The sequence below is a fragment of the Oleiphilus sp. HI0080 genome, assembly GCF_001635135.1.
On record NZ_LWFU01000786.1, the window covers coordinates 1 to 332 of the forward strand.

Sequence of the window (332 nt, forward strand, 5' to 3'; positions counted from 1 at the left end):
TCAGCCGTGCCCTGTACCCGCAATTTAAGCGCCATGGCATTGATCAAATCATCAAACGTTTTGACTTTTCAATTGAGAACCGACATCGCGCAATGGACGATGCGGACATCATCTGGAAGCTGTTTGTTAAATCCACGCAGCTTTACTCTGATGAAGAACTCGCAAGTGCACTCGGCCCGATTTTAAAGACACCCTCTCTGCCGCCAAAGATCAAACAAGCACAAGTCAAAGCGCTGCCTCAAGCGGCCGGCGTCTATTACTTTTATGACGAGAACGGCACCCTGCTTTACGTCGGCAAAAGTGTCAATATTCGCGCGCGCGTCATGAGCCAC

The 332-nt window shown here is 50.0% G+C and carries 1 protein-coding gene; it reads left to right on the plus strand.

Annotation, left to right across the window (positions count from 1 at the left end):
- On the plus strand, positions 1–332 hold a 332-nt coding region (locus tag A3751_RS16220), incomplete at both ends, for an exonuclease domain-containing protein (protein ID WP_255376094.1).